Here is a 25,702-nt window from a genome sequence, read left to right as displayed (position 1 = left end):
TCCGTTCCCGCGGCTCTTTCCGGGCGTGCCCGGACTTCTTTCCGTCCGACCTTCCCAGGGATGCCTCCGGATACTAATTTGTTAAGCGCCATGACGAAATAGTCGCGGCAGACGTGCACGGGCACGCAGTCGTGCCCGGGTCGGCCGCGCAGACGTGCATCAGCCATCCAGGGAGCCGCACATGACGTACCAGCCCACTCCTGAGGACAAGTTCACCTTCGGCCTGTGGACCGTCGGTTGGCAGGGAAGGGACCCGTTCGGTGACGCGACCAGGGCGGCCATCGACCCGGCCGACTCCGTGCGTCACCTGGCTGAACTGGGTGCCTACGGAGTGACCTTCCACGATGACGATCTGATCCCCTTCGGCGCCACGGACACCGAGCGCGAGTCGCACATCAAGCGCTTCCGGCAGGCGCTCGACGCAACGGGCCTCGTCGTGCCGATGGCGACCACGAATCTCTTCACCCACCCTGTCTTCAAGGACGGGGGGTTCACCGCCAACGACCGCGACGTGCGCCGCTACGCGCTGCGCAAGACGATCCGCAACATCGACCTCGCGGTGGAACTGGGTGCCCACACCTACGTCGCGTGGGGCGGCAGGGAAGGCGCGGAGTCGGGTGCGGCGAAGGACGTGCGCGTCGCTCTCGACCGCATGAAGGAGGCATTCGACCTGCTCGGCGACTACGTCACGGAACAGGGGTACGACCTGCGCTTCGCGATCGAGCCCAAGCCCAATGAGCCGCGCGGTGACATCCTGCTGCCCACCGTCGGGCATGCCCTCGCCTTCATCGAGCGCCTGGAGCGTTCCGAACTGTTCGGCGTCAACCCCGAAGTGGGCCATGAGCAGATGGCCGGCCTCAACTTTCCGCACTCCATCGCCCAGGCGCTGTGGGCGGGCAAGCTCTTCCACATCGACCTCAACGGCCAGACCGGCATCAAGTACGACCAGGACCTGCGCTTCGGGGCGGGCGATCTGCGAAGCGCCTTCTGGCTGGTCGACCTCCTGGAGAGGGGCGGTTACGAGGGGCCGCGGCACTTCGACTTCAAGCCGCCGCGTACGGAGGACTACGCCGGAGTGTGGGCGTCGGCGTCCGGCTGCATGCGCAACTACCTCATCCTCCGGGAGCGTTCAGCCGCGTTCCGCGCCGACCCGGAGGTCCAGGAGGCCCTGCGGGCATCCCGACTGGACGAGCTGTCCCTGCCGACCGCCGAGGACGGCCTCTCCGGCCTCCTCGCCGACCGCAGCGCCTTCGAGGACTTCGACGTGACGGCCGCCGGGGACCGTGGCATGGCCTTCGAGTACCTCGATCAGCTGGCCATGGATCATCTCCTTGGGGCGCGGGGCTGACCGGAGGTTCCAACTCCGGAGGCGGCAAGTACCGCACAGGGGTCGCATCTTGACCCTTTCGAGGCGACTCTTGATGGTATGGCCATGCCGCCCGTACCGCCGCAGCCTCCCCCTCCGCCGGGTGATACGCCCCCTCCGGGCGACGGTGGCTTCGGACCGCCCGGCGGAGGGTATGGACCGCCCCCGAGCGACGGGTACGGGCCACCCCCGGGCGGCGGGGGATGGCCTCCCGCGGGAGGCGGCGGTGCGCCCCCTGGTGGTGGAGGCGGGTGGCCGCCTCAGCCGCCGTCCGGAGGGCCCTCCGGACGGCGGAGCGGGCTGTTCATCCTGCTTGCCGTGATCATCGCGGTCGGAGCCGTCGTAGCGGTGTTCCTTGTGGTCACCAGCGGGGACGGCTCCGATGGCAAGAAGGGCCCCTCCGGGACCAGCACGAGCTCAGAGGGCAAGCCCACCCCGTCGCTGAGCATCCCCTCCGAGATCCCCTCGAAGCTGCCGACGGAGGTGCCATCGAATCTGCCCAGCAACCTGCCCTCGGACCTCCCCAGCGATCTGCCGAGCGGCTTGGACTCCCTGATTCCGTGACGTCCGGACAGCGAAGTGCCCCGCTGTTTTCACCGATCCGCCCGTGTTGACGGGTGCCTCGAGCGCGAGGTCAGATGCCCTTCGGCAGCCTCACATACGTCACTGTCGTCTCCACGTCGCTGTCCACGAGCCGGCCGTCCTTGTCGAACGCCTCCGCCCCGTCCGTCATCCCGAAATCGTTGTCGTTGATCAGCGCAAGGGTGTGACTGTTCACGCGGGCCACGCCTTCGATCTTGTCTGGCACGCCGTCGATGCTGCCCAGATCGACCAGGAGATGCTTCTTCAGGACGGGTGCCCCCGAGGCCGCCGGATCGCCGAGCTGCTCCAGGGAGGGCTTCGTGGCGGCATCGTCCCACCGCTTGCCGAGGATGTCGGCGCTGCGGTCCAACCTCACCGTCTGCAGCCGCGCGGCCTTGTCGGTGCGCTCCTCTACGAGGAGACGGTCACGGCCGACGGCCACCACAGAGGAGATCTTCAGCTCGGAGGTGTCGTCCTCGCCAGGGTCGACGACCCCCACCGCGTCGAAGCGGTACGCGTACTCGGCGGTGACCTCCTGCTTCTTGGGTGAGAAGCGCAGCAGCCGCGTCGTGCGCGATGCGTCACCCGCGTCCTCGTCCGGGAGGGACAGCGGGCTCTGCACCGCCATCACCAGATCTCCGCCCGGCAGTTGGGCGAGCCCTTCGAAGCCGCGATTGCCCTTGCGGTGCAGCAGCACGCCCGGCAGCGCCTCGACGACCGGGTAGTCGGCGCCCGACAGCTTCAGCCCCTGGGGAACATAGCGCTTGAGCACCTTCCCGCGCGCGGAGACGTGGACGAGCGAGGGCCCGTACTCGTCGACCAGCCAGAAGCTGCCGTCGTGCGCCCGCACGATGCCCTCGGTGTCCAGACCGTTCGGGTCGTACGCCAGGGCCGTCTGCGCGTCGTACGTGTACGGCGCCTCGTCGCGCCCCTTCTGGTTGGGCAGTCCGGTGACGGGCTTCCCGGACGAAGTCGTCAGCGGGAGTGCGTCGATGACCTTCACGGAGTCACCGGAGACGCGGACCTTCACGATCGCCGGATCGAATCCGGGGACGGGGAAGGTGCGCCGCTTCTTGCCGTCCACCTTGATCTGGCCGTTGGGCCCCCGGTCCGTGACCGTCCAGAATTCGCCCTTGCGGCCCGCCGGGTAGATGTCACTACCGATGCCGCCGAGATCCACACCGCGGTCGTCGCTCACTGTTCCGGGCAGCAGGGAGTTGCTGAAGGTGCCCAGCGGGACGTCGCCCAGGGTCGCCGTCGAGGTGATCCGCGGCGTCTTCTCATCGCCGCCGGTCTGTGCGCCCGTGGCGGTACCCGTCGCCGCGATCGCGGCGAGCACGGCGAACGGCACGCCCGCGGCTACGGAACGGCGGACGCGACGCTTACGGGCGGCGTGCGGGGACATGAGTGCCTCCTAGGGCGCAAGTGTTCGGTGACAGGGATCAGACTTCGCCGTCGCCGCGAACACAGAGAGGCAGAGAGGTGAACGCGAGGGGGCATGCTGACGGCGCCTCCCGCGAGGGGCAGGAGGCGCCGCCGTCACCCGCAGGCCGGTCAGCGGTGGTTGGGCGCCTGGCCCTCCTCGTCCCCCTTCGTCTGGATCGCGCTGACGTACTGAATCAGTCCCGGGCGGCCCTGCGGGGCGGGGGAGCCCAGTCGCGGTCGGCACCCCCTGAACCGGCGTGATCCACGCTCCCGGATGTCATGCTCGCGCTCAATCGCTGGACGGGGGGAGTGCACGCGCTCGTGTTCCCGGCGCGTGTGTCAGCGGCCTGGATGCGCCGGTGGCAGCCGTGCGCATTATGGAGATGGGGTGTGCTTCGGGGGCGTGGACGGTTCCGGACGGTCGCCGTCGTGATGGGGTCGCGCCTTCGGCCCGGTGCGGGCGTAGGGGGAGGCCCGCACCAGACCTGCCTGCCTCATTCGCCGCCGGTCGCCAAGGCCAGTGCCGTCGCGGGGTCATGGGCCGCGGGGCCCGCCGGGGTCCAGCGGCCGCGCTCCTTGCGGTAAGGCCACCAGCGGCCGTCGGTCCCGTGCCGCAGCTGGGCGTCGCTCCCGACCACGGTCCAGCGATTGCGGGCCGCGCGCAGCCGCGGCCGCTCGCCTTCGTCCCAGGCCGCCTCCAGCGCCGCACGCGCGCGTGCCAGTGCGTCCGCCTCAGGCGTCCACTCCTCCTCCAGGACGGACAGCGCGGCTGCGCCCCCGTACCCCCAGGCCCGCACGGCCATCGCGAGACCGTCCTTGCCGCGGCCGGCGGCGGTCGAGAGGCGCGCGGCCACCGCTGTCGCGGGAGCCGCGGCCGCGAGGCGTACGGCATCCTCGTCCGGCGTCAGTTCCTGTTCGACCGGCTGCCGTTCGTGCCCGGGGGAGAGTGCCTCGGCCAGCATCCGGTGCGCCTCCACGGCCGCCCGCGCCGCCAGGAACTCGAGCGCTGCCACATCGAGACCGGGCGCGGGATCCGCCTCCGTGTCGAGGGCGGGCGGCAGGCCCGGCTCTGGCGGCAGCGGAGGGAGGTCGGGCAGCGGGGGCAGGATGGCTCCCTCCGCGTACGCCTCGTCGGCGCGCACGCCCTCCTGGGCCCCCTCCTGCTCCTCCGCGGACGTCTCCTCGGCCTCAGCTTCTGCCACGCTGCGTACTTGCAGCGCGTCAAGGAGCTCGCGCTCGGCACGGCCACGCATGAGGAACAGCACGAACGGATCCTGGTCGAGCAGCCGGGCCACCTGGTAGCAGAGCGCGGCAGTATGCCCACAGTGGTCCCAGGCGTCGCAGTCGCACTGCGGCTCCAGGTCGCCGATGCCGGGCAGCAGTTCGACACCCGCTGCCGCTGCGTCCTCCACCAGGTGCGGCGGCATCTCGCGGTCGAGCAGCGCCGCGATGTGCCCGGCCCGCTCGACGGCCATGCCCAGGAAACGGTCCCATTCGTCCTCGCTGAGCCGCTGAAGCAGTACGTCCGAGCGGTGCGGGGTGCCGTCACGGTCGTGGACGACGGCGGTGATCCGACCAGGACGCACCGAGACCGCGCCCACGGCTCCCGAGCGCGCGAGCCTGCGGCCGGACTTCAACTGCGCGAGGTCAAGTGCCGTTTCCTCGAGCGCCTTCAGCCAGGCCTGGCCCCACCAGCTCTGCGCGAACCCACGCCCGTGCGTGGCCGGAAGGGCGGCGAAGGTGCGCTCGTGCCCACCCTCACCATGGCGGCCGTCCGCGTGTGTCTCGCCGTTCGACTCGTCGTACATGTCGCTCATCGCGTCCCCCCTCGAAGCTCCACCAGATCCGACAGCTCGGCGTCGGTGAGTTCCGTCAGCGCCGCCTCGCCGGTACCGAGGACCGCGTCCGCCAACTCCCGTTTGCGCACCAGCATCTCGGCGATGCGGTCCTCGATCGTCCCCTCCGCGATCAGCCGGTGCACCTGCACCGGCTGCGTCTGCCCGATGCGGTAGGCCCGGTCGGTTGCCTGCGCCTCGACCGCGGGGTTCCACCAGCGGTCGTAGTGCACGACGTGCTCGGCCCGCGTCAGATTCAGCCCGGTGCCCGCGGCCTTCAACGACAGCAGGAAGACAGGGACTTCGCCGTCCTGGAAGCGTTCCACCATCGCCTCGCGCGCCGCGATGGGCGTACCGCCGTGCAGGAACTGGGACGGAGTGCCACGCGCTGCCAAGTGCTGCTCGATGAGGCGTGCCATCTGGACGTACTGCGTGAAGATGAGCACGCTCGCGTCTTCGGAGAGGATCGTGTCGAGCAGTTCGTCGAGGAGTTCCAGCTTTCCGGAACGGCCCTCGATCCGCGGCTTGTCCTCCTTGAGGTACTGCGCGGGGTGGTTGCAGATCTGCTTGAGGCCGGTGAGCAGCTTGACGATCAGGCCGCGGCGGGAGAAGCCGTCGGCGCCGGAGATCTCCGCGAGGGTCTCGCGCACCACTGCTTCGTAGAGGCCCGTCTGCTCCGCGGTGAGGGACACCGCCCGGTCGGTCTCCGTCTTGGGCGGCAGTTCGGGTGCGATGCCCGGATCGGACTTGCGTCTGCGCAGCAGGAAAGGGCGTACGAGCTGGCCGAGCCGCTCGGCGGCTGCCGGGTCCTTGCCGCCTTCGACGGCCTGCGCGTAGCGGGTGCGGAAGGTGCCGAGCTTGCCGAGGAGGCCAGGTGTAGTCCAGTCGAGGATGGCCCACAGCTCGGAGAGATTGTTCTCCACCGGGGTGCCGGTGAGCGCCACGCGCGCGCGTGCGCCGATGGTGCGCAGCTGCTTGGCGGTGGCCGAGTAGGGGTTCTTGACGTGCTGGGCCTCGTCGGCGACGACCATGCCCCACTGGGCGTGCGCCAGGCTGTCCGCGTCGAGTCGCATCGTGCCGTACGTGGTGAGCACGAACTCGCCGTCGGCGAGGTCCTCCAGGCCGCGCTGGGCGCCGTGGAAGCGGCGCACCCGGGTGCCGGGGGCGAATTTCTCGATCTCGCGCTGCCAGTTGCCCATGAGGGACGTGGGACAGACGACGAGGGTGGGTCCTGCGGACTCACTGTCCAGTTGCCGATGCAGATGCAGGGAGATGAGAGTGATCGTCTTGCCGAGGCCCATGTCGTCCGCGAGGCAGCCGCCCAGGCCCAGAGAGGTCATCCGGGCCAGCCAGTTCAGGCCCCGCAGCTGGTAGTCGCGCAGGTCCGCGGCGAGTGTTTCGGGCTGGCCGACGGGTTCCATGCCCTCGGGGTCAGCGAGGCGTTCGCGCAGTGTGGCCAGCCAGCCCGTGGGCTGAACGTCCACACGGCGACCCGCCACTTCGGTGGTACCCGTCAGAACGGCGCTCAGTGCGTCGATCGGCGTGACCTTGTGGTCCTGGTGTACGCGAGCGCGCCGGGCCTCCTCGGGGTCGATGAGCACCCATTGGTCGCGCAGGCGAACCACCGGACGGTTGGCTTCGGCGAGGAGGTTGAGCTCCTCGCGTGACAGTTGCTGACCGCCCAGCGCGAACCGCCAGTTGAAGGCGAGCAACGCGTCGGCGGAGAGGTGCGACGGCGTGTCCGACGACGGCTTGTCGGGGTCCTTCGTGTCGTCGTCGGGCGGGCCGATGACCGCACGGGCGGTCAGGTCGCGCGCCAGCTCCTTGGGCCAGTGCACCGCGACTCCCGCGGTGGCGAGCATGCGGGATCCCTCGCCCAGGAGCGAGGTGACCTCGTCGTCGGCCAGCTCGACCGCATCGGGGACGGCGGCCGAGAGCAGCGGGGCGAGCGGCGGCCACGCGCGCGTGGCTCGACGCAGCGCGAGCAGGGCATCCATCCGTGACCGCGGCCCGAAGGCCTGTGCCGAGGCGCCGGAACCCGCCCAGACCTCGGCCGCGTCCGCGACGAGCGAGGGGTCACTGACACTGTGCATCTGCAGTACGGCGCGGAACGGCAGCCGGTTCCCGTCGGGAGTGTCCGACACCAGGCCGGGCACTTCGACGCGCAGCGAGATCCGTACGCCTGCGTCGTGCCCGGCGGCGACATCGGTGGCCCAGGGGCGCTGCTCGGGGATGCGCTGCGGCCGCGGAGAGGCGAAGGGTGAAGCGCCCGCGGCGAGTGTCGCGGCGGGGGTGCGCGGCAGCGTATCGGCCACCGAGTCCAGGAACTGGCGGAGCAGCCGCTCGGGTTCGGGCAGCCGCAGTGGTTCGGATTCGTCAAGCGGGAGGGCATGCGCGGCGGGCGGCATGGCGGCGGCTAGGTCGCGCAGACGCCGCAGGTCGTCTTCGCCCAGCGGGCCCGAGCGCCACGCATCGTGATCATTCGGCGAAAGGCCGGGCAGCAGCAGCCCGCGTGCGGCGAGTTGTAGCGCCAGCACGCCTGCCGTGCCCCAGAACGCGGCCGTCGGATGAGCCCCCGTCGTGGCACGCGCGCGTGTCAGGACCGGGAGCGCCGCGCGCACCGGGAGCACCACCGCGGAGATGTCGCTCAGCTGCGCTCCGTCGTCGCCGGGCACGGCGATGGTCAGCTCTTCGAGGGTGCCCGCGGAGCAGGCGGGCGGCGCGTCCCCGTCGGGCCGCCAGAAGGCGACCCGGCCGGTGCGTGCCGGATCGGCGGATACGAACAGCACAGAACAGCGGGACAGTTCAGAGATCTCGGAAGGTGACGCGGCAGGGGGCCTGGGCACGGCGATGGCGCATTCCTCAAACTTGACTACTGGGTCTGGACCGGCCGAGAGTACAGCACGCCACGCCTAAGGCGTGAGAGACGGTCCAGTGATCCCCGTCACGTCACCTCGGAGGTGTACTTAACCCCCCTCGCCGGCGGTGCTGGCCCCCGCCGGGAGACGGGTGAAGGCGCCATGGTCGCCCCAGGTCACGGGCTCATACGTTGTGTCACGTCAGCCCGATCCAGTCAGAGACCGGAGACCTCACCATGTCCCAGGCCGCCGCAGCAGTCGCGGAACGTTCCCCAGGCACCATCCCAAGGCAGCCCGCCGGGAGCGATTTCGCGCCTCTCCTGCGTACCGTCAAGGAGCAGGGGCTCCTGGGGCGCCGCACCGGCTGGTATACGCGCACCATCGTGGTCAACACCCTGGCGCTGGCCGTGGTGGTGACGGGCATGTTCCTCATCGGTGGCTCCTGGTGGGTGCTGCTCCTGGCGCCCGTACTCTCCGCACTGTGCGCCCGCACGGCGTTCATAGGCCATGATGCCGGGCACTCCCAGATCACCGGCGACCGCCGCGTGAGCCACGCCATCGGCCTCGTCCACGGCAATCTCCTCCTCGGCATGAGCTCGGCCTGGTGGAACGACAAGCACAACCGCCACCACGCCAACCCCAACCACATCGACAAGGACCCCGACGTCGCCGCGGACGTCCTCGTGTGGACCAGCAAGCAGGCCAAGGTCCGTGTGGGCTTCCGGCGCTGGCTCACCCGCAACCAGGCCTGGCTGTTCTTCCCTCTGACGCTGCTCCAGGGCATCGCCATGAAGATCTACGGCTTCCGGGACCTGCGTCGCCAGTCCCCGCGCGAACGCATCCTCGAAGGCCTTCTCCTGGTCGCCCACCTCGTCGGATACGTGACGCTCCTGATCACCACCATGCCGGTGGGCCACGCCCTTGCCTTCGCCGCCATCCACCAGGCTCTCTTCGGCCTGCACCTCGGACTTGCCTTCGCGCCCAACCACAAGGGAATGGAGATGCCCGACCCCGACGGCGAGCGCTGGGGTCACCTCAGCCGCCAGGTCCTCACCTCACGCAACATCCGCGGCAGCGTACTGACCGACTGGTTCCTGGGCGGACTCAACTACCAGATCGAGCACCACCTGTTCCCGAGCATGCCCCGCCCCAGCCTGCGACGTGCCCAGCCCTTGGTCCGTGCCCACTGCGCCGAGCTGGGCATGCCGTACGCGGAGGCGGGATTCATCGACTCCTACCGTCAGGTGCTACGCCACATGTACGAGGTCGGCGAGCCCCTGCGGGTCGAGTGACAGCGTCGGCCGAGGTGCGGCTCAGGGTTGCGTCAGGGTCGCTCCTCAGGGATCAATCAGGGGAGCAGACTGGAACTGTGTGCGGCCCGAGCCCGTTTCTCAAGACAGAGAGCGGCAACAGCCGCGGAGGAGGCGACACACATGTCTAAGAACGCGAAGATCGCCGCAGGAGGTGTGGCGGCCGGCATCATCCTGTTGATCTGGCTGCCCTGGTGGGCCGCCCTCCTGATCGTGCTCGGGGTCCCGGCCGCGGCCTATCTGACCCTCGACCCCGGACAGCGGCGCAGGCTGCGCCGCGTCTCCCGCAAGGAGCTCGGCCGCTGACCCGCCACCCCGGACGGCGCTCGGCACCGGTGAGCGGACGCTCGATGAACTGGGCCTGACGGCTGCTCCGCTCGCGGTCCCGCCCGGGGCGGCTCCGCGAGCGGAGAACCCATTGCGCCCCGGTAACTCGGCGGTGTCTATGACGCACATGACTTCCCGAAAGGAGGCTCAGCGATCCCTCGGTGATCGCTGATGGCCGCATACGAGGCGTCGCAGACGCCGCCCTCCCAGCCTCAGCCCACTCCCGCGCCCCGGACATCGGCCTGGCTGAGGGCCCACTTCGACCTCCTGCCCTTTCCGGCCCGCATGGGCGCACTTGCTCGCTACGCCCGGGCACTCCCTGCGGACGCGTACGGAACACTCCGTGACGCCCTCGCCGCAGGCACCCCCGACGAACGCCACACCGGCCTCCTCCTCGCCGTCACCCGGCGCGACCTCGCCACCGCCGCCGAGGCCCTGACCGACCCCCTCCTGCGCCGCCGCGCCCTCTCGGCCGCCATTCGGCTTCCCATCCCGGACGCGGCCCCGGAGCAACTGTCGTTGAGCGACATAGGCGCAGAACGCGGCACGAGACGCACCGCGTTCTGCGCCTGAGCCGCCGTCGCGGCCTCGCCCCACGCCTCCTGCCAGAGGTCTACGAACGGTTCGGTGCCAGGGATGCCTCCCTGCTCCTGCCCGCATGCCCCGCCGAGACAACCGACGCGGGGCTGCCCCGACTCGGTCCGCCCCCGGGCGCACTGAGCGCGCTGACCCGCTCCGCACCGCTCGCCGTGGCCCGACTGCTCGTCACACGCGGCGAGAGCCGCGCCAACCGAGACCACCACCGCTTCACGACCCGTAACCGCGCGATCGCGGGTCTGGCGGCGGAGCGCGGACCATGACACAGCGATGACCGCGTTGCTGCTCGACCCTGAGCAGAACCAATGACGGGGGCACCGGAGCAGACGGGGGCACCGGAGCAGAGGGATCAGGTGGGGCGTACGGCCATCTTGTCGAGCGCGTCGAGGAGCCAGGGGAGTTCGGGTCCGCGCCCCACCGGCAGCACCTCTCCCGGCTCTTCGTCGAGGAGCACGAACGCGATGTCGTCGGTCCTGGCGACCATGGACCAGCCAGGGCCGTCGGCACGCAGGGTGCGGGCCTCTCCGGAGGCGAACGAGGATCGCACGCGGCCCATGGGGGGCGGCGTACTCACGTACGCCCGTGCTTCGGCCAGGACACGGCGTACCCCGGTGAGCGGCCCCTGCTCGATTTGGGCGTCGGCGTCACTGCTCGCCGGGCGCGGGTTCTCGCCCTCCTGAGCAACGCCTTCCTCCTGAGCCGCGCCAGACCCGGCACCGTCGCTCAAGAAGTCCGCGTCGTCGATCTGCTCGCGCCACGCCGCCCACTGGAGCGCGATCTCGTCGGCGCCCAGCCGTCGTTGAGCCGGCCCCCACGAGTCGGACTGGGGAGGAGAGAGCGGCTTCTCGTCCTCGTCCTCAGGGTCGGGGTCGTGAGGCGGGGGCACATTGGGCGCCGCGACGGCGACCGCAAGTGGCCAGCCGGGCAGCGCGGCGACCACCGTACGCTCGTCGGGCGACAGATCGTATTCCATGCCGCAGTCCCAGGAAGCGATCGCGACGGCCACGAGTGACACGTCGTCGACGACGACGGTCCACCGGGCGCCCGCACCGTCCTGACCGAGGACGAGACCGTACCCGTCGGCGAGCGGCGCGAGCCCCAGAGCCGTGCACGCCTCCGGATAGTCGTCACCGAGCACACTCGGGAACTTCGCGGGCGTCAGCAGCACCGCGGTCAGTACGTACAGCGCGTCGTCCTCGGCGGCGACAGCGTCGTCCGTTCCGGCCATGCCAGCCTCCCCATCGCTTCATCCGTCGGCGCACCCTAACCACAGGTCCGGTTGATCGTCGAGGGGTGCGTGACCAGGAAACTCTCCCGTACGCACCAGGAACTCGCACACGGACGTCAGGCGGCGGGCAGGCCGAGGAGCGTACGCGCCACGTCCGTCGGAGACTCGTCGCGATCCCTGGCGAGGGCGATGACCGCTCGACAGGCGAGTTCGCTGACGCCGAAGGACAAGGCCTCCGGCGAGACCCAGTCCGTGGCTTCGTCCATTCGGTCCTGGTCGTCCTCGGCGCACGCGGCCACGTATGCGGCGGCCGCCTCGAAGAGGTTGTGCGGGCGCTGCTGCCTGCTGCGAACAGCGTCGTCGGAGCGCCAGAATTTGCGGAGCTTGTCGAACATGTGGGCCACCTTCCCCCGGTTCTGGTTACCACTGATGACCACTCATCTGCCTCACTCCAAAGTAGAGTTGGAGTCCCGACGGCAGAAGGGGGACCGGGTGGTGAAGCGCTACGACCGGCTCAAGGAGATTCGGCGTCTCGACCCGGAGAAGGACGCCCTGACGGTCTACCGGCTCAGCGCGGCGTACGAGTTCCCCTGGGACTACACCCGAGCTCTTGAGCTGGCGCTCTACCGCACATACGCCGTGCCGAGCATCGGTCGGCTCCTGGCCGAGACGGCGGAACTGACGGACCGTACGCAGAAGCGGTACGACGACACGGCCCTGCTCCTGGACACCGTCGTAGAGCACGGTTTCGGCACGGACGAAGGCCGCACGGCGATCCGCCGGATCAACCAGATGCACCGCAGCTACGACATCAGTAATGACGACATGCGCTACGTGCTGTGCACGTTCGTGGTGGTGCCAAAGCGCTGGATCGACGTCTACGGATGGCGGAGGCTGTCTCGCCACGAGACGACCGCGGCCGCCGTCTACTACCGAACCTTGGGGCAGCGCATGGGGATCCAGGACATCCCGGACTCCTACGTAGCCTTCGAGAAGTGTCTCGATGCCTATGAGGAGGACCACTTCGCGTGGGACGAGGGTGCGCGCAAGGTCTCCGACGCGACCCTCGATCTCATGGCCTCCTGGTATCCGCGCCCTCTGGCGCCCTTGTTGCGCGTATCGACCCTCGCCCTGCTCGACGAGCCCCTTCTGCGCGCGTTCCGCTACGAACCGCCGGGCGCCGTCACCCGCACGCTGGTCAGGCGCGCGGTGCGGTTGCGCGGCCGTGCCGTGCGCTTGATGCCGCCCCGTACCGCACCGCACTATGCCCGGCAGAACTGGGAGATCAAGGGCTACCCGAAGGGATATCGGGTCGGCGAGCTCGGTACGTTCCCGGTGCCCGGCGTCCGGGGCTGCCCGGTTGCGCACACGGACGAGTAGGCGGACGCTTCAGCACCGAGGCCAACCTCGGCTCCAACCCGGCCGTGACGGAGGGCAGCAGTGGAATCGCGGCCTACGAAGAAGAGAACTTCGTGGCCGAAGGCCACGCGCGCGTGCTCGAAAAGGTCGGCCCCCTGTGGGCGGCGACCATGCGGCTCGCCGATCCCCGAGCCCTGCACCGCAGCGCGACAGGGCTCGTCAGAGGGACACAGCCCACGATGCGCGCGATGCTGATGGAACTGCCCGTGGAGCGTGTCTTCCTGCAGGGCGCGCGCAGCGGCGAACTCGTGGGTGCGGGCGAGCTCGTGGCGTCCGGGGTGCGGGTGCTGACCGTGCTGGAGGCAGGGCACAACGTCATGTTCGAGAACCCGGAGGGCTTCGCCTCGGCTGTCGCCGGACGCCGATAGCCGTCGTCTCCCGTCTGCGGCCCGAACCGGCCTAGTCCTGTCGTGCCGCCAGAGCGAGGAACCGCGTGTCCTCGTCTACGTACGAGGTCAGCCGCCAGCCGGAACCGGCGAGCAGCGGGCGGAGATTCCCCTCGGCCCGTAGATCGTCCGTGGTGATCTGGCGGCCCTGCCGCGCCGCGAGTGCCGCCCGGCCGATGGGGTGGAAGAGGGCGAGGGCTCCTCCGGGCCGCACCACGCGCCTCAACTCCCGCAGATTCTCCACCGGATCGGCCAGATGGGAGATCAGGCCCGCGCCGAACACGGCATCGAGTGACGCGTCACGCAAGGGGAGCCGGGTCACGTCCGCGAGCAGGAGCTGTCCCTCACAGTGCCTGCCGGCCCGTGTGGCGGCCTCCAGCATGGCGGGAGTCAGATCGACCCCGAGTACGGACCCGGAGGGCCCTACGGCCTCCCTGAGGGCCGGTAGCGCCCGCCCGGTGCCGCACCCGGCATCGAGGACGCGGCCGCCCGGGCGCAGGCCGAGCTCGGACGCGGCGGCTCGATAGGCGGGCCCGTCGTCGGGGAACCGGGTGTCCCAGTCGGCCGCTCGGGCGGAGAAGAAGTCACGGACACGCGTGTGGTCGTCGCTCATGTGGTCATGATTGCTCAATGACGCGCATACGCGTTTGGGGGCACACGTTCGAGCGTGCTGCGATCGTTCAGGACCCTCTCTCAGTCATATTCCAACACCTTTCGAACTGCGCCCCCGTTGTGCGCCCCTGCCCGGACTAGCGTCCCGGAGCCATGGGACACCTGGACCACGCCACCTTCGGCTGGCTGACCCCCGTGCTGTCGTACGCGATGGCCTGTATCGGCGCCGCCCTCGGGCTGCGCTGTACCGTTCGTGCGCTCGGCGCCACGGGCGCCTCGCGCCGCAACTGGCTCATCACGGCGGCCTCGGCCATCGGCACGGGCATCTGGACGATGCATTTCGTGGCCATGCTCGGCTTCGGCGTCACCGGCACCGAAATCCACTACAACGTGCCCTTGACGATCTTGAGTCTGATCGTCGCGATGGCCGTCGTCGGAGTCGGCGTCTTCTCCGTCGGCTATGGCCGTGACCGCGGGCGTGCGCTCGCGCTCGGCGGGCTCACCACCGGGCTCGGCGTGGCGAGCATGCACTACCTGGGCATGGCCGCGCTGCGACTGAACGGCGATGTGCGATACGACCCTGTACTGGTCGGCCTCTCCGTAGTCATCGCCGTTGTCGCCGCGACCGCGGCCCTGTGGGCGGCGCTCAACATCAAGTCGCCTCTTGCGGTCGCCGTCGCGTCGCTTGTCATGGGCGGGGCGGTGAGCAGCATGCACTACACCGGAATGCTGGCCGTGAGCGTGCGGGTCACGGAGTCGGGCGCTGCACTGCCCGGGGCCACGACGATGCAGTTCATCTTCCCCCTTGCGGTCGGCCTTGGGTCGTACCTCTTCCTGACCTCGGCGTTTGTCGCGCTGTCCCCGACCTCGGGGGAGCGTGAAGCCTCCGTGGCTGCCCAGCGACCGGTGGAGGGAGCCGCCCCGTAGCGGCGCACCAGGACACTCACGGTCGGGCGGACACACGCCTCGAAACCTTCCGAACGAGGAGGCCATGCGCACACCCCGTAGGACCCCCGACCCGGCCGACGGCACTTCGCCGCCGCAGTCCGGGGACCCGGCACGTGGTCGCCGCGCGCACGCGGGAGCGCCCGCCGATGAGCGGCCCGAAGTGGAAGCCTCCTTGGAGCCCGGGCCGCTGACGACCCCCGCGCCCCGGGGGTCGTGGTGGCCGCGCCCCCGTACCGTACGAGCCAAGATCCTCTGCCTGCTCATGGTGCCGGTCATCTCCCTGCTCACGTTGTGGGGATACGCCACGGTCACCACGGCTCAAGACGTGGCGCGCCTCCGACAGCTGCAGCGCGTCGACGCGGAGGTGCGCGGCCCGGTCGACGCTGCCATCGCCGCGTTGCAGGCCGAGCGAGTGGCAGCTGTGAGCTACGCGACCGAGCCCACGCCGGAGCGTGGCGGCGAACTCAAGAGGCAGGCAGGAGGTACGGAACGCGCTGTGGCGAAGCTGCGTCGCGGCGAGGGACGGACGATCGCCGATGGCAGCGATCTGCCCACCGGCGTGGCGTCCAGGCTCGCGACATTCGTCTCCGAGGCCGAGGACCTGAGCACGTTGCGCACCGACGTGCTCGACCACCGCACGGCCTGGGACGCGACCTACGGCCAGTACACGAGGACCATTTCGGCAGCCTTCGGAGTCGGCGGCGCGCTCACCGGCATCCAGGAGGCCGAACTCGGCTCCGACGCGCGCGTGCTGCTCGAATTCGCCAGGGCCTCCGAGATGCTGGCGCGCGAGGATGCTGTCCTGTCCAGCGCCCGGCTCGACGGGTCTCTGGACCGGGAGCGGCTGCGGCAGTTCACCGGAGCCGTCGACACCCGGCGGACGTTGACCGAGGCGGCGGTGGCGGATCTGCACGGGCCCGAACGAGCAGCTTGGCGGAACCTCGTGGAGGGCAGCGCGTACGCCGACGTGCGCGCAGTCGAGGACAAGGTGATCGTCGCACCCCCGGGGAGACAAGCCGCCGCCGCGGCACCGGCCGCCGCATGGGACAGCGCCCATGGCGTGGTGCGGGACGAGCTCCGCGCGATCGACGTGGGCGCGAGCCGCGGCGCCGCCGACCGGGCCGACCCGTTCACCCGCGGGTTGCTCACTCCGGCAGGCGCCGCCGTGCTCCTTGGACTCATGGCAGTAGTCGCCTCACTGGTCATCTCCGTACGCATCGGGCGAGGCCTGGTCGTCGAGCTGGTGAGCCTGCGCAACGGCGCGCTGGAGATCGCCCGGCACAAACTTCCCCATGCCATGCGGAGGTTGCGCGCCGGTGAGGAGATCGACATTCGCGCCGAAGCGCCACCCGGCCCGCCCGCGGAGGACGAGACGGGGCAGGTCTACGAAGCGCTCGGCACGGTGCACCGCGCGGCCCTGCACGCCGCCATCGAGCGCGCCGAACTCGCCAGCGGCATCTCGGGCGTCTTCGTCAACCTCGCCCGCAGGAGCCAGGTCCTCGTCCACCGCCAGCTCAACCTCCTCGACAGCATGGAGCGCAGGTCGGACGATCCGAACGAACTCAGCGACCTCTTCCGGCTCGACCACCTCACCACCCGGATGAGGCGGCACGCCGAAAGCCTGATCATCCTCTCCGGAGCCGCGCCGGGACGCGCCTGGCGCATGCCTGTCGCTCTGACGAACGTCGTCCGCGCGGCCGTCTCCGAAGTCGAGGACTACGCGCGCGTGGAGCTGCGACAGCTCCCCGCTGCCGCGGTCGTCGGCACGGCCGTCGCCGACCTCATCCACCTCCTGGCCGAACTCGTCGAGAACGCCGCCCAGTTCTCGCCGCCCCACACCAAAGTGCGGGTCAACGGCGAGCCGGTCGGTAACGGCTACGCCCTGGAGATCGAGGACCGCGGCCTCGGCATGGGCGCGGAGGCCCTGGCCGAGGCCAACCGCCGTATCGAGCGGTCCGAGGCGCTCGACCTGTTCGACAGCGACCAACTGGGGCTCTTCGTGGTCAGCAGGCTCGCCGCGCGACACGGGGTCAAAGTGCACCTCCGTACGTCCCCCTACGGCGGTACCACCGCGGTTGTCCTCCTGCCCACCGCACTGCTGCAGAGCCTCACACCGGAGAGCCCCGGAGCCCACACCATGGAACGTGACCGCGAACAGGGCGGGCACGCGCGCGTGCCCGATGCCGTATCGATGAACGGCAACCCCGTTCCCGCCCCGGCCGCCCGCCCCGCACTGGGAGCGTCGGCGCAGGCGCCGCAGACGACACCACCGGGCGTCACCACACTCCGGCTGAGCAAACCCCCGGACACGGAACCCGACAGCGTCCCGGAACCTTCGGAAGACCTCCCGCGCCGCGTGCGCCAGGCCAGCCTGGCTCCCCAACTGCGAGAAGGGCGCCCCGATGACGCGGCCGGATCCGTGAGCGTTCGCGAAGAGACCGAACGCAGCCCTGACGAGGTACGGGATCGCATGACCGCCTACCGCGACGGCTGGGCCCGAGGCGGCGGTCGCCGGCCGGGCATCGTCGGCGCGGTCCGCGACATTCCAGGGCCCGCACCGGCCAGTGACGGCACCGAAGGAGACTCCGCATGATCCAGGACAAGAGCATCACCGCCGGCCGGTCCGGCGAACTCGACTGGCTGCTGGACGACTTGGTACTGCGCGTCGGCGAGGTACGGCACGCCGTGGTGCTGTCCAACGACGGGCTGGCCGTCGGGGCCTCGACCGCCCTCACCCGTGAGGACGCCGAACATCTCGCCGCGGTCGCCTCAGGGTTCCACAGCCTCGCCAAGGGCGCGGGTCGGCACTTCGGGGCCGGGGGAGTGCGCCAGACCATGGTCGAGATGGACGACGGCTTCCTGTTCGTGGCGGCGGCGGGCGACGGCTCGTGCCTCGCCGTACTCAGCTCCGTGACGGCCGACATCGGTTTGGTCGCCTACGAGATGGCACGCCTGGTCAAGCGGGTGGGCGAGCATCTCTACACCCCATCGCGCTTCGGTTCCCAGCCACCGGCCGCCGGATGACGCAGGGCGGTCGACGAAGATGACGGAGGACAGGAGTGGCGTCCCGCACGACGCGGGCAGCCAGTGGTACGACAACGAGGCCGGGCCGCTGGTCCGTCCCTACGCGATGACTGGCGGGCGGACCCAACCGGGACCCAGCGCGGTGCGCTTCGATCTGATCGCACTCGTCACGCTGGACGAGAACGCGCCGGACGCCAGGGACGACACCGCGCTCGGACCGGAGCACCGGTCGCTCATCGAACTGTGCCGCACCGAGACCCAGTCGGTCGCCGAGTTGGCGGCCGACGCCGATCTGCCCGTGGGAGTGGTCAGGGTGCTGCTCGGCGACCTGCTGGAAATGGGCTGCGTGAAGGTGAGCCGACCCGTGCCACCCGCGCAGCTACCCGACGAGAAGATTCTGCGAGAGGTGATCGATGGGCTCCGAGCGCTCTGACGCCGACGGTGACGACACGAATGCCATGGCGTTGAAGATTCTGGTCGCGGGCGGCTTCGGGGTGGGTAAGACCACCCTGGTCGGCGCGGTCAGCGAGATCCGCCCGCTGCGCACAGAGGAGCTGCTCAGCCAGGCGGGCCAGTTGGTCGACGACACCGGTGGAGTCGACCGCAAGACCACGACGACGGTCGCTATGGACTTCGGTCGCATCACCATCAGGTCGGGCCTGTCGCTGTACCTCTTCGGTACACCGGGGCAGGACCGTTTCTGGTTCCTGTGGGACGAGCTGTCCCAGGGCGCGCTCGGTGCCGTCGTCCTCGCGGACACACGCCGGCTCGAGGACTGCTTCCCCGCCGTCGACTACTTCGAGCATCGGCACATCCCGTTCGTGGTGGCCGTGAACTGCTTCGCGACCGCGCGTACGTTCGGTGCGCATGACGTGTCACGCGCCCTGGACCTCGACCGCGGCACCCCCGTGGTGCTGTGCGACGCAAGGGACCGGGATTCGGGAAAGGAAGTGCTGATACGTCTTGTCGAGTACGCCGGGCGGATGCATACCGCCCGGCTGCTCAACACGGTGGGCTAGGGGTCACACGGTGGGCCGAGGCGTCAGTCGGATACGGCGGCGAGAGCGACCACCTTGTCGATATTGACGCGTACGAGGAGTTCGCCCGGCACGCCATTGCGCTCGCCGAACTCCTCGGCGCGCCCTTCACCCATGTAGCGGGCTGCGAGCCGGGCCGCCCAGTGCCGCACCTCGTCGAGATCGTCGCTCAGGCGGGCCCGCCCTTGCAGTACCACGAACGCGAACGGAGGGTTGTCGTCGTCCACACACAGGGCGACACGCCCGTCCCGCGCCAGATTCCGTCCCTTGACGGTCTCGGCTCCGGTGTTGAACACCAACTCGTCCCCGTCCAAGAGGAACCAGATCGGTGCGATATGTGGGCTTCCGTCCGCCCGGACGGTCGACAGCTTGCCGGTGCGGGTGCCCTGCGAGACGAATGCCCGCCACTGGTCATCGGTCATCTTCTGTGCCATGTCCTCATCATGCTTGCCGAGGCGCCGATGGTGGGGAAGGCTGGCAGGTCAGTTCCTCCAGCCAGGGGGAGCAGTGAGGCGGGGAGACGGGAACATGGTGCAGAACTCGGGGCTCGGTTGGCTGCTCGACGACTTGACCAAGCGCATGGAGTCCGTGCGCCACGCGCTGGTGCTGTCCAATGACGGTCTGGTGACCGGCGCGAGCTCCGAACTGAGGCGGGAGGACGCGGAACATCTGGCCGCGGTCTCGTCCGGTCTGCACAGCCTGGCCAAGGGGTCAGGTCGACACTTCCATGCGGGCAACGTGCGTCAGACGATGATCGAGTTCGACGACGCGGTGCTGTTCGTCACCGCGGCCGGCGACGGCAGTTGCCTGTGCGTCCTCAGCTCCGCGGAGGCGGACATCGGCCAGGTCGCGTACGAGATGACACTGCTCGTCAATCGTGTCGGCGAGCACCTCGGCGTGGATGCGCGACAGCTGGAGCGGACACCCGTGGTAGACCTCTGACCAGCTGAAACGTCGGCGCGATGAGAGTTATCCACAGGCTCGGCGCGGATTGCGGTGATCGCGCTACGGTTTTCCCGAGAGCAAAGACGCCTCACGGGGGAGAACCACCATGTCAGGTCACACGATCATGCAGGAAGCCGCGGACACGACAGCGCAGACATCGGTCACGCAGACCCGCGCGGCACGAGAACTGGGTCTGAAGCGCGGCGAGTTCGAACTCGCCGTGATGCTGGGGCGCATCCGCACCGTCAGCGACGCGGTCGGTGGACGGCGCCGTGTCACGCGCGAGGAGATCGAGCGCGTCCGCGCCGGGGAGGACTTTCCCGAGGTGTGGGTCGAGCGCGTCAGGGCCGTGGGGACCACAGAGGGGGCGACTCTCATGGGTATCTCCACGGCCCGTTTCACCCGGCTCACGAAGGCGGGTTTCGTGACGCCGGTGAAGTTCTACCTCAACCGGTACAGGGCGGTCGTCTGGCTGTATCTGGCCGAGGAGCTACGGCAGTTCGCCGAATCCGAGGTCAACGCCAGTCTGCTCACCGGCCGTGCCCCTGGCACGCTCCGCGCTCAGCTGGAGGCAGGCGCCGACCTGCGGGCACGGAACTGGCGCGGCCGCCACGCGGGAGCGCTGTTGCGGCAGTCCGAAGATCTCTGGGAGCGTGCCGCGGTCGTGGCCTCGCTGCTCGACCCGGTCCAGATCACGGAAATCATCAAGGACCCGTATGAACGCGCCTACGTACGCAGGCTCATGCCCGAGCCCTTCGGCCAGGGCGCGCCCGAGTCACCGGCGGGACGGATCATTCAGAAGATCACGACCGCGGACGATCCGGACGAGATCCGCTGGCTGCGGGCGAATCTGACCATCAGTCTCTCCCAGGCCCGAGGACAGCGGCCTGCGCCGCGGCCCGCGCCGGACTCCGGTTCTGGCCCTGGTGGTGATCCCGGTCCCGGTCCCGGCCCTGGTCTCGCTCCCGGTACTCGGGCGGAACTCGGCGCTCGTCCAAGCCCTCATCCCGCACCGGATCACGAGGCACCCCTTGCGGCGCTGCCTGACGCCGCACTTCCCGACGGAGAGACGAAAGGGAGAGCGCCGGAGCCGCGAGGTCTGTTCAAGTGGATGCGACGCAGGGGAGCGTAGTCAGGCGGCGACCAAGGCGGAGGCGGGGTCGGCCGGTGGTCAGCTTCGCTACAGGATCGTGTCGAGATCTTTGGCGTAGTGCTCGATCGCGGGACGGTAGCCGGCGATGTCCGGGTCCTGGCTCGTGGTGGCGAGCAGGGTCAGCAGGATCTCCATCGCGTCGTGTGTCCGGCCGGTGTTGTAGAGAGCCATGGCCAGAAAGGTCTTGAGGGCAGCGTCGTCGGGGAACTCGGCCACCGAGTCCCGCAAGGTCGTGACAGCTTCCGGATACCGGCCAAGGACGCGGTAGGTGCTGCCCAGTCCGAGCAGTGCTCCCCGACGGTCATCGGGGGTGAGGCCGCCCGGGTTCTCGACCGCGCGCACGTAGTGCGGCACCGCCTCGGCCTCAAGGCCGAGTGTGTCGTGCACCCACGCGGTCTGGTACGCCACCTCCGCGTCCAGGGGGAACTGCTCGCACAGGGCGAGCAACTGCTCCCGTGCCTCTTCGCGGAGACCGGCCTCGCGCAGTCGAACGGCCTCGGCGAGCCGGCGGTCGCGGTGACCGGTCATGTCCTCGTCCCTGGTCATGCCCTCTCCCTCTCCCTCTCTCTGTCTCACTCCGCCCCCCAGCTCCCATGTGACCCGCACCCTGCACCCCGCACCCGCGCCTTCGCCGAAGGCCACCGCTGAGGCTGCTGGAGTGGGCAAGGGCTCATCAAACTCAGGAGGTGATCACCGACGGCATGTGCGGCGAGGCAAAGGGCCCTGCCCCCCCCCGGGGCGCCGTACCGATGGAGGCCGGTCATCTCTGCCACGAAAGCGCCTCGATCGATACGACGTCACCGGCTGCCAGAAGCCCGAAGAGCCGGAGGGTCTCCTCACGGGCCACCTCGCGCATCCGGCGGGGAGCCACCGAGTCGTCCTCCGCGTTCGCCCAGGTCAGCAGCCCGCCCCGGAACGCGCTGAGAGACCACCCGCTCTCGTGGGACAACGACACATCGGGATGCTCGTCGTCAGCGTTCGCGAGGCCGTCCAACACGTGCCTCATCGTCTCCGGATCAGGTTCGTCGACCGTCTCGCCCATGACGTCGTACATGAAGTAGCTCATGCGCCCATAGCCTCATCCTGTCGACGGGCGGCCGTCCATGTGCCGCTCCCCGTAGGCCCGGAAGAGACCCTCCTGTACGACCGAGACCAGCAGCCTGCCCTCGATGTCGTAGATACGGCCGCGCGCGAGACCGCGGCCGCCCGTCGCGATCGGGGACTCCTGGTCGTAGAGGAACCACTCATCCGCGCGGAAGGGGCGGTGGAACCACATGGCGTGGTCCAGCGAGGCCATGTCGAAGCTGCGTGGGCCCCATAGCGGCTCCACGGGGATGCGGACGGCGTCCAGGAGCGTCATGTCGCTCGCGTAGGTCAGTGCGCAGGTGTGGACGAGCGGATCGTCGCCGAGCGGGCCGACCGCACGCATCCATACCGCACTGCGCGGCTCGGCGTCCTTGATCTCCTCGGGGGTCCAGCGCAGCCGGTCCACGTAGCGGATGTCGAAGGGCTGACGTCTGGCCATGCGCTCCAGCTGCTCGGGCAGCTCGCCCAGATGCTCGGTGATCTCCTGGGCGACCGTCGGCAGCGACTCGGGATCGGGAGCCGTGATGCGCGGCGGAAGCTGGTGCTCGAAAGCGCCCTCCTCGGGCTGATGGAAGGAAGCGGTGAGATTGAAGATGGTGCGCCCCTGCTGGACCGCGGTGACACGACGCGTGGTGAAGGAACGCCCGTCCCGCACCCGCTCGACCTGGTACACGATCGGCACGCCCGGACGGCCGGGCCGCAGGAAGTACGCGTGCAACGAGTGCACCGGGCGCTCGCCCTCGGTGGTACGTCCAGCGGCCACCAGGGCCTGCCCGGCGACCTGTCCGCCGAACACCCGCTGCAGGGACTCCTGCGGGCTGCGGCCACGGAAGATGTTGAGCTCGATCTGCTCCAGGTCAAGCAGATCGACAAGACGGTCGACGGGATTGTTCATGACGGTTCCTCGACTCCTGTCCGGGGGAAGCGTGGCGTGCTCAGAGCTGGCCGACGTCGGTGACCCGGACGACGGCGCGGCCTTCCTCGTCGGAGGCCGCGAGATCGACCTCCGCGCCGATACCCCAGTCATGGTCGCCGTTCGGGTCGGCGAACGTCTGCCGGACGCGCCACAGACCGTGGTCCGGGTCCTCCTCGATGAGCAGCAGCTTGGGGCCGCGCGCGTCGGGACCGGTGCCGAGGTCGTCGTACTCGTCCCAGTACTTGTCCATGGCCGCGCCCCAGGCGTCCGCGTCCCAGCCGGACTCGGCGTCCAGTTCGCCCAGCTCCTCGACGTGGTCGAGGGCGGCGAGCTCGACGCGCCGGAAGAGCGCGTTGCGGACCAGGACGCGGAAGGCGCGGGAGTTGGCGGTGACCGGCTTGACCTGGTCGGCGCGCTCCTGGGCCTCCTCGGCGGTCATGACCTCGGGGTTGGCGAGCTGCTCCCACTCGTCGAGGAGGCTGGAGTCGACCTGGCGGACCATCTCGCCCAGCCAGGCGATGAGGTCCTGGAGGTCTTCGGACTTCAGATCGTCGGGGATGGTGTGCTCAAGTGCCTTGTACGCGCTCGCGAGGTAGCGAAGCACGATGCCCTCGGTGCGAGCGAGTTCGTAGAAGGACGTGAACTCCGTGAAGGAGAGCGCTCGTTCGTACATGTCGCGGATCACGGACTTGGGGGAGAGCGGGTGGTCGCCGACCCACGGGTGGCTCGTCTTGTAGGTGTTGTACGCGTGGAAGAGGAGCTCCTCCATGGGCTTGGGGTACGTGATGTCCTGGAGCCGCTCCATGCGGTCCTCGTACTCGACGCCGTCGGCCTTCATCAGGGCCACGGCCTCGCCGCGCGCCTTGTTCTGCTGGGCGGCGAGGATCTGGCGCGGGTCGTCGAGGGTGGACTCGAGGACGGACACCATGTCGAGGGCGTACGAGGGGGATTCCGGGTCGAGCAGTTCGAAGGCGGCGAGCGCGAAGGTCGACAGAGGCTGGTTGAGCGCGAAGTCCTGCTGCAGGTCGACCGTCAGACGCACGATGCGGCCCGAGGCGTCCGGCTGGTCGAGCTTCTCGACCACGCCGCCGTCGAGCAGCGAACGGTAGATGGCGATGGCGCGGCGGATGTGCCGCAGCTGCTGCTTGCGCGGCTCGTGGTTGTCCTCAAGGAGGTGACGCATCGCCTCGAAGGCATTGCCCGGACGGGCGATCACCGCGAGAAGCATGGTGTGCGTGACGCGGAAGCGGGAGGTCAGCGGCTCGGGCTCGGAGCCGATGAGCTTCTCGAACGACGCCTCGGTCCACCCCACAAAGCCCTCGGGCGCCTTCTTGCGCACTACCTTGCGGCGCTTCTTCGGGTCGTCGCCCGCCTTGTTGAGCGCCTTCTCGTTCTCGATGACGTGTTCGGGCGCCTGCGCCACGACGAGGCCCGCGGTGTCGAAGCCCGCACGCCCTGCGCGGCCCGCGATCTGGTGGAACTCCCGGGCACGCAGGGTCCGCACGCGCGTGCCGTCGTACTTGGCGAGGGCGGTGAACAGCACCGTGCGGATGGGGACGTTGACGCCGACGCCGAGAGTGTCCGTGCCGCAGATTACCTTCAGCAGACCGGCCTGCGCCAGCTTCTCCACGAGCCGCCGGTACTTCGGCAGCATGCCAGCGTGGTGCACGCCGATCCCGTGGCGTACGTACCGCGAGAGGTTGCGGCCGAACTTGGTGGTGAAGCGGAAGTTGCCGATCAGGTCGGCGATCTTGTCCTTCTCCTCGCGGGTGCACATGTTGATGCTCATCAGCGACTGCGCGCGCTCGACAGCCTGTGCCTGTGTGAAGTGCACGATGTAGACCGGCGCCTGCTTGGTCTCAAGGAGCTCGGTGAGGGTCTCCGTGATGGGCGTCAGGCGGTACTCGTACGAGAGGGGCACCGGGCGTGTCGCGGAGCGGACCACCGAGGTGGGGCGTCCCGTGCGGCGCGTCAGGTCCTCCTCGAACATCGAGACGTCGCCGAGCGTCGCGGACATGAGGATGAACTGCGCCTGCGGCAGTTCGAGGATCGGAATCTGCCAGGCCCAGCCGCGGTCCCCTTCCGCGTAGAAATGGAACTCGTCCATCACGACCTGGCCGATGTCGGCGTTCTTGCCGTCCCGCAGCGCGATCGACGCGAGGACCTCGGCCGTGCAGCAGATGACGGGCGCGTCGGAGTTGACGGACGCGTCACCGGTCAGCATGCCGACGTTCTCGGTGCCGAAGAGCTTGCACAGGTCGAAGAACTTCTCCGACACCAGCGCCTTGATCGGTGCCGTGTAGAAGGTGACCTTGTCCTGGGCCAGCGCCGTGAAGTGCGCGCCCGCCGCGACCAGGCTCTTTCCGGAACCGGTCGGAGTGGACAAGATCACGTTGGCTCCGGAGACCACCTCGATCAGCGCCTCCTCCTGAGCCGGATAGAGAGTGATCCCCGTCTCCTCGGCCCAAGAGGAGAACGCTTCGAAGAGGGCATCGGGGTCGGCATCCGGCGGCAGCTGATCAATAAGTGTCACACCCCCATCTTGCCCTTCTTCACCCTCGATCAGGGAACCGGCGGACCGTACGAAGATCACGAACGCTACGCTGTGTCGCCAACGGGGCATCAGTACAACGGAAATGGGGCGGGGA

At 69.5% G+C, this 25,702-nt stretch carries 25 protein-coding genes; 14 read left to right on the top strand and 11 right to left on the bottom strand.

What is annotated here, in order from left to right:
• The first annotated feature begins 181 nt into the window (after positions 1 to 181).
• Together xylA and ACFVXC_RS29030 are read left to right on the top strand one after the other, a co-directional pair.
• Complete coding sequence (xylA, locus tag ACFVXC_RS29035; RefSeq protein WP_389910840.1) at positions 182 to 1,348, top strand: xylose isomerase; 1,167 nt, start codon at positions 182 to 184, stop codon at positions 1,346 to 1,348.
• Between the two features lie 336 nt (positions 1,349 to 1,684).
• Positions 1,685 to 1,930, top strand: a complete 246-nt coding sequence (locus ACFVXC_RS29030; RefSeq protein ID WP_389910838.1) for a hypothetical protein — start codon at positions 1,685 to 1,687, stop codon at positions 1,928 to 1,930.
• Between the two features lie 70 nt (positions 1,931 to 2,000).
• On the opposite strand, the gene ACFVXC_RS29025 is transcribed toward ACFVXC_RS29030, so the two are convergent.
• The 3 genes from ACFVXC_RS29025 to ACFVXC_RS29015 all read right to left on the bottom strand — a co-directional run bounded on the left by ACFVXC_RS29025 (position 2,001) and on the right by ACFVXC_RS29015 (position 8,054).
• On the bottom strand, positions 2,001 to 3,353 hold the full coding sequence (locus ACFVXC_RS29025; protein ID WP_389910835.1) for an esterase-like activity of phytase family protein: 1,353 nt from the start codon (positions 3,351 to 3,353) through the stop codon (positions 2,001 to 2,003).
• Between the two features lie 514 nt (positions 3,354 to 3,867).
• Positions 3,868 to 5,190, bottom strand: coding sequence for an SWF or SNF family helicase (locus ACFVXC_RS29020; RefSeq protein WP_389910833.1), 1,323 nt, complete (start codon positions 5,188 to 5,190; stop codon positions 3,868 to 3,870).
• The gene (locus tag ACFVXC_RS29015) at positions 5,187 to 8,054 is read right to left on the bottom strand and encodes a DEAD/DEAH box helicase (RefSeq protein ID WP_389910830.1); all 2,868 of its coding nucleotides are present in this window, start codon (positions 8,052 to 8,054) and stop codon (positions 5,187 to 5,189) included. The genes ACFVXC_RS29020 and ACFVXC_RS29015 overlap by 4 nt, the downstream gene beginning before the upstream one ends.
• Before the next feature lie 248 nt (positions 8,055 to 8,302).
• Between ACFVXC_RS29015 and ACFVXC_RS29010 the strand changes: the two genes are divergently transcribed.
• From ACFVXC_RS29010 to ACFVXC_RS29000, 3 genes are all read left to right on the top strand, one after another.
• Entirely contained in the window at positions 8,303 to 9,358 is a 1,056-nt protein-coding gene (locus ACFVXC_RS29010; protein WP_389910827.1) for a fatty acid desaturase family protein, read from the top strand.
• 141 nt (positions 9,359 to 9,499) lie between these two features.
• Positions 9,500 to 9,682 carry a hypothetical protein gene (locus ACFVXC_RS29005; RefSeq protein WP_383264082.1) on the top strand — a complete coding sequence of 61 codons (183 nt, stop codon included), beginning with the start codon at positions 9,500 to 9,502 and terminating at the stop codon, positions 9,680 to 9,682.
• A 192-nt stretch (positions 9,683 to 9,874) separates the two neighbouring features.
• Positions 9,875 to 10,276 (top strand): hypothetical protein, encoded by a 402-nt coding sequence (locus tag ACFVXC_RS29000; RefSeq protein WP_389910824.1) that lies wholly within the window; start codon positions 9,875 to 9,877, stop codon positions 10,274 to 10,276.
• 373 nt (positions 10,277 to 10,649) lie between these two features.
• Here ACFVXC_RS29000 and ACFVXC_RS28995 read toward each other — a convergent pair whose 3' ends face one another.
• Entirely contained in the window at positions 10,650 to 11,528 is an 879-nt protein-coding gene (locus ACFVXC_RS28995; protein ID WP_389910822.1) for a hypothetical protein, read from the bottom strand.
• 116 nt (positions 11,529 to 11,644) lie between these two features.
• Positions 11,645 to 11,923 carry a hypothetical protein gene (locus ACFVXC_RS28990; RefSeq protein ID WP_389910819.1) on the bottom strand — a complete coding sequence of 93 codons (279 nt, stop codon included), beginning with the start codon at positions 11,921 to 11,923 and terminating at the stop codon, positions 11,645 to 11,647.
• A gap of 100 nt (positions 11,924 to 12,023) precedes the next feature.
• On the opposite strand from ACFVXC_RS28990, the gene ACFVXC_RS28985 reads away from it, so the two are divergent.
• A complete protein-coding gene (locus ACFVXC_RS28985; protein ID WP_389911130.1) occupies positions 12,024 to 12,908 on the top strand; it encodes an oxygenase MpaB family protein in 885 nt (294 codons plus the stop codon).
• Between the two features lie 44 nt (positions 12,909 to 12,952).
• Positions 12,953 to 13,315, top strand: coding sequence for a hypothetical protein (locus ACFVXC_RS28980; protein WP_389910816.1), 363 nt, complete (start codon positions 12,953 to 12,955; stop codon positions 13,313 to 13,315).
• 31 nt (positions 13,316 to 13,346) lie between these two features.
• On the opposite strand, the gene ACFVXC_RS28975 is transcribed toward ACFVXC_RS28980, so the two are convergent.
• On the bottom strand, positions 13,347 to 13,946 hold the full coding sequence (locus tag ACFVXC_RS28975) for a class I SAM-dependent methyltransferase (RefSeq protein WP_389910814.1): 600 nt from the start codon (positions 13,944 to 13,946) through the stop codon (positions 13,347 to 13,349).
• Positions 13,947 to 14,098: 152 nt separating this feature from the next.
• Here ACFVXC_RS28975 and ACFVXC_RS28970 point away from each other — a divergent pair, with 152 nt between their 5' ends.
• The 5 genes from ACFVXC_RS28970 to ACFVXC_RS28950 all read left to right on the top strand — a co-directional run bounded on the left by ACFVXC_RS28970 (position 14,099) and on the right by ACFVXC_RS28950 (position 18,936).
• The gene (locus ACFVXC_RS28970) at positions 14,099 to 14,872 is read left to right on the top strand and encodes an MHYT domain-containing protein (RefSeq protein ID WP_389910811.1); all 774 of its coding nucleotides are present in this window, start codon (positions 14,099 to 14,101) and stop codon (positions 14,870 to 14,872) included.
• 64 nt (positions 14,873 to 14,936) lie between these two features.
• Positions 14,937 to 17,486 (top strand): nitrate- and nitrite sensing domain-containing protein, encoded by a 2,550-nt coding sequence (locus tag ACFVXC_RS28965; protein ID WP_389910808.1) that lies wholly within the window; start codon positions 14,937 to 14,939, stop codon positions 17,484 to 17,486.
• Positions 17,483 to 17,917: a roadblock/LC7 domain-containing protein gene (locus ACFVXC_RS28960; RefSeq protein WP_389910806.1), complete on the top strand. Its 435-nt coding sequence runs from the start codon at positions 17,483 to 17,485 to the stop codon at positions 17,915 to 17,917. The genes ACFVXC_RS28965 and ACFVXC_RS28960 overlap by 4 nt, the downstream gene beginning before the upstream one ends.
• A 19-nt stretch (positions 17,918 to 17,936) precedes the next feature.
• Positions 17,937 to 18,350: a DUF742 domain-containing protein gene (locus ACFVXC_RS28955; protein ID WP_389910803.1), complete on the top strand. Its 414-nt coding sequence runs from the start codon at positions 17,937 to 17,939 to the stop codon at positions 18,348 to 18,350.
• On the top strand, positions 18,331 to 18,936 hold the full coding sequence (locus ACFVXC_RS28950) for an ATP/GTP-binding protein (RefSeq protein ID WP_389910800.1): 606 nt from the start codon (positions 18,331 to 18,333) through the stop codon (positions 18,934 to 18,936). Before ACFVXC_RS28955 ends, ACFVXC_RS28950 begins: the two co-directional genes overlap by 20 nt.
• A gap of 23 nt (positions 18,937 to 18,959) precedes the next feature.
• Here the strand turns inward: ACFVXC_RS28950 and ACFVXC_RS28945 are convergent, their stop codons facing one another.
• On the bottom strand, positions 18,960 to 19,388 hold the full coding sequence (locus tag ACFVXC_RS28945; RefSeq protein WP_389910798.1) for a PPOX class F420-dependent oxidoreductase: 429 nt from the start codon (positions 19,386 to 19,388) through the stop codon (positions 18,960 to 18,962).
• A gap of 94 nt (positions 19,389 to 19,482) precedes the next feature.
• Between ACFVXC_RS28945 and ACFVXC_RS28940 the strand changes: the two genes are divergently transcribed.
• Both ACFVXC_RS28940 and ACFVXC_RS28935 read left to right on the top strand, forming a co-directional pair.
• On the top strand, positions 19,483 to 19,896 hold the full coding sequence (locus ACFVXC_RS28940; RefSeq protein ID WP_389910795.1) for a roadblock/LC7 domain-containing protein: 414 nt from the start codon (positions 19,483 to 19,485) through the stop codon (positions 19,894 to 19,896).
• A 109-nt stretch (positions 19,897 to 20,005) separates the two neighbouring features.
• Positions 20,006 to 21,031 (top strand): DUF6397 family protein, encoded by a 1,026-nt coding sequence (locus ACFVXC_RS28935; RefSeq protein ID WP_389910793.1) that lies wholly within the window; start codon positions 20,006 to 20,008, stop codon positions 21,029 to 21,031.
• 48 nt (positions 21,032 to 21,079) lie between these two features.
• Here the strand turns inward: ACFVXC_RS28935 and ACFVXC_RS28930 are convergent, their stop codons facing one another.
• From ACFVXC_RS28930 to ACFVXC_RS28915, 4 genes are all read right to left on the bottom strand, one after another.
• Positions 21,080 to 21,598: a tetratricopeptide repeat protein gene (locus tag ACFVXC_RS28930; RefSeq protein WP_389910790.1), complete on the bottom strand. Its 519-nt coding sequence runs from the start codon at positions 21,596 to 21,598 to the stop codon at positions 21,080 to 21,082.
• Between the two features lie 214 nt (positions 21,599 to 21,812).
• Positions 21,813 to 22,118 carry a hypothetical protein gene (locus ACFVXC_RS28925; RefSeq protein WP_389910787.1) on the bottom strand — a complete coding sequence of 102 codons (306 nt, stop codon included), beginning with the start codon at positions 22,116 to 22,118 and terminating at the stop codon, positions 21,813 to 21,815.
• 12 nt (positions 22,119 to 22,130) lie between these two features.
• Entirely contained in the window at positions 22,131 to 23,033 is a 903-nt protein-coding gene (locus ACFVXC_RS28920; RefSeq protein WP_389910784.1) for an acyl-CoA thioesterase, read from the bottom strand.
• A gap of 40 nt (positions 23,034 to 23,073) precedes the next feature.
• The gene (locus tag ACFVXC_RS28915; RefSeq protein ID WP_389910781.1) at positions 23,074 to 25,677 is read right to left on the bottom strand and encodes a DEAD/DEAH box helicase; all 2,604 of its coding nucleotides are present in this window, start codon (positions 25,675 to 25,677) and stop codon (positions 23,074 to 23,076) included.
• Between the last annotated feature and the right edge of the window lie 25 nt (positions 25,678 to 25,702).

The organism is Streptomyces sp. NPDC058257, assembly GCF_042881845.1.
In the GTDB taxonomy this organism is placed as follows: Bacteria; Actinomycetota; Actinomycetes; order Streptomycetales; family Streptomycetaceae; genus Streptomyces.
This window is presented reverse-complemented; position numbering and strand designations above follow the sequence as displayed.